Consider the following 2,244-nt stretch of genomic DNA (forward strand, 5'->3'; position numbering starts at 1 on the left):
AACCGCCACATCCAGCTGCTGGCCATCGGTGGTGCCATCGGCACGGGCCTCTTCATGGGCTCCGGCAAGACCATCTCCCTCGCCGGGCCCTCGGTCATCTTCGTGTACATGATCATCGGCTTCATGCTGTTCTTCGTCATGCGCGCCATGGGCGAGATCCTGCTCTCGAACCTCGAGTACAGGTCCTTCAGCGATTTCGCCGGTGACCTCCTGGGCCCCTGGGCCGGTTTCTTCACCGGCTGGTCCTACTGGTTCTTCTGGGTGGTCACGGGTGTCGCCGACATCGTCGCCATCGCCGGCTACGTCGACATCCTCGCCCCCGGTACCCCGCTCTGGATCCCGGCACTGGCCACGCCCGTGGTGCTCCTGCTCCTGAACCTGCCCACCGTGAAGGCCTTCGGTGAGGCCGAGTTCTGGTTCGCGATCATCAAGGTCGTGGCGATCCTCGCGCTGATCGGGACCGGCATCGTCATGATCGCCACCCGCTTCACCTCGCCGGGCGGCTCGGTCGCGGACCTCGCGAACATCTGGAACGACGGCGGCATGTTCCCGCACGGACTCTTCGGCTTCATCCTCGGCTTCCAGATCGCCATCTTCGCCTTCGCCGGTATCGAGCTGGTCGGCACCGCCGCCGCGGAGACCAAGGACCCCGAGAAGACGCTGCCCCGTGCCGTGAACTCCATCCCCATCCGTGTACTGCTCTTCTACGTGGGAGCCCTCACGGTGATCATGGCGGTCAACCCCTGGCGGACCATCGATGCAGCGAACAGCCCGTTCATCGGCATGTTCACCCTGGCGGGCCTCGGGGTCGCCGCCGTCGTCGTCAACCTCGTGGTGCTCACCTCGGCGGCATCCAGCGCCAACTCGGGCATCTACTCGACCTCGCGCATGGTCTACGGCCTCGCGCAGGACGGCAACGCCCCGACGTCCTTCGGGAAGCTCAGCCCACGCAAGGTGCCGCAGAACGCGCTGCTGTTCTCCTGCATCTTCCTGCTCGCCGGCCTGATCCTGCTGTACTCGGGCGACTCCGTGATCGGCGCCTTCACCGTCGTCACCTCGGTGGCCTCGGTGCTGACCATGTTCGTGTGGTCCATGATCCTGCTCAGCTACCTGGCGTTCCGGCGCCGCCGGCCCGAACTGCACGAGCGCTCGACGTTCAAGATGCCGGGTTCGGCCTTCATACCGTACGTGGTCCTGGCCTTCTTCCTGTTCATGCTCTTCGCGCTGGCACAGGCCGAGGACACCCGGCTGGCCCTGGTCGTGACACCGCTGTGGTTCATCCTGCTGGGTGCTGCCTGGTACCTGAACCGCAGGACACCGCTGCAGCAGGCCCGCATCGAGGAGCACAAGGCGACACTGCGGTCCGAGCGCTCCGCCGCTGCAGCCCGCTAGTCCCGCTCCATCCGATACGTGAGGACCGTCCCGCAGGGGGCGGTCCTTCGTCGTCCCGGGGTGTGCACAAGGGGGGATGTCATACTGCTGGGATGGCCAAGAACAGGATCCTCCGCGGCCGTGGCGTCCTCGCAGCCCGTCTCGACGACGACCTGAAGGAGCGGCTGCGCGCCGCCGTGGTCGATCCCCACCTCCTCCTCGCGGGCAAGGCCGCCCTCGCGGCCGCCCTTGCCTGGACCTTCGCGCTCGCCATCCCGGGAGAGGCCTCCCGGTATCCGTACTATGCTCCGCTGGGCGCCCTGCTGGCGATGTACCCGACGGTCGCGGGAACGCTCAAGTCAGGTCTGCAGACGGTCGCCGGACTCACGATCGGGATCGTCCTGGCTCACATCGCGGTCTGGGCGGGAGACCCCGACTGGCTGACGATCGCCTTCGTCGTCGGAGCGGGCGTGCTTCTCGCCGGCCCCCTGAAGAGGACTGCGGGCGGCGGCTCGGGGATCGCGTCCGCCGGGCTGTTCGTCCTGGTCATCGGCAACGAGAACCTGGGGTACTCGCTGGGCTACTTCGTGCAGACCGTCGTGGGCGTGGGCGTGGGCGTCGCCGTCAGCGCGCTGATCCTGCCGCCGCTCAACCTGAACGACGCGGTGGGGCAGATGAGCCGGCTCCGCAGGACGGCTGCACGTCAGCTCCAGGAGATGGGCGAGGCCCTGCAGGAGGACTGGCCGGCGGACGACCCGCGCTGGCCCGAACGGCGGGACGACCTCACCGCCACGGCACGGAATGCCCGCGAGGCCCTGCAGTTCGCGGACGAGAGCAGGAAGGGCAATCTCCGGCGGCGGTTCCACCCCCCGG

The 2,244-nt window shown here is 67.8% G+C and carries 2 protein-coding genes; both read left to right on the top strand.

Annotated elements, in window-relative coordinates; translation table 11 throughout:
- The coding region (locus CVO76_RS01565; RefSeq protein WP_208740446.1) for an amino acid permease at window positions 1-1,392 on the top strand (1,392 nt) is incomplete at its 5' end.
- 92 nt (window positions 1,393-1,484) lie between these two features.
- A partial coding sequence (locus tag CVO76_RS01570) for an FUSC family protein (protein WP_208740447.1) occupies window positions 1,485-2,244 on the top strand: 760 nt, incomplete at its 3' end.

Source organism: Arthrobacter agilis, assembly GCF_002953615.1.
Taxonomy (GTDB): domain Bacteria; phylum Actinomycetota; class Actinomycetes; order Actinomycetales; family Micrococcaceae; genus Arthrobacter_D; species Arthrobacter_D agilis_B.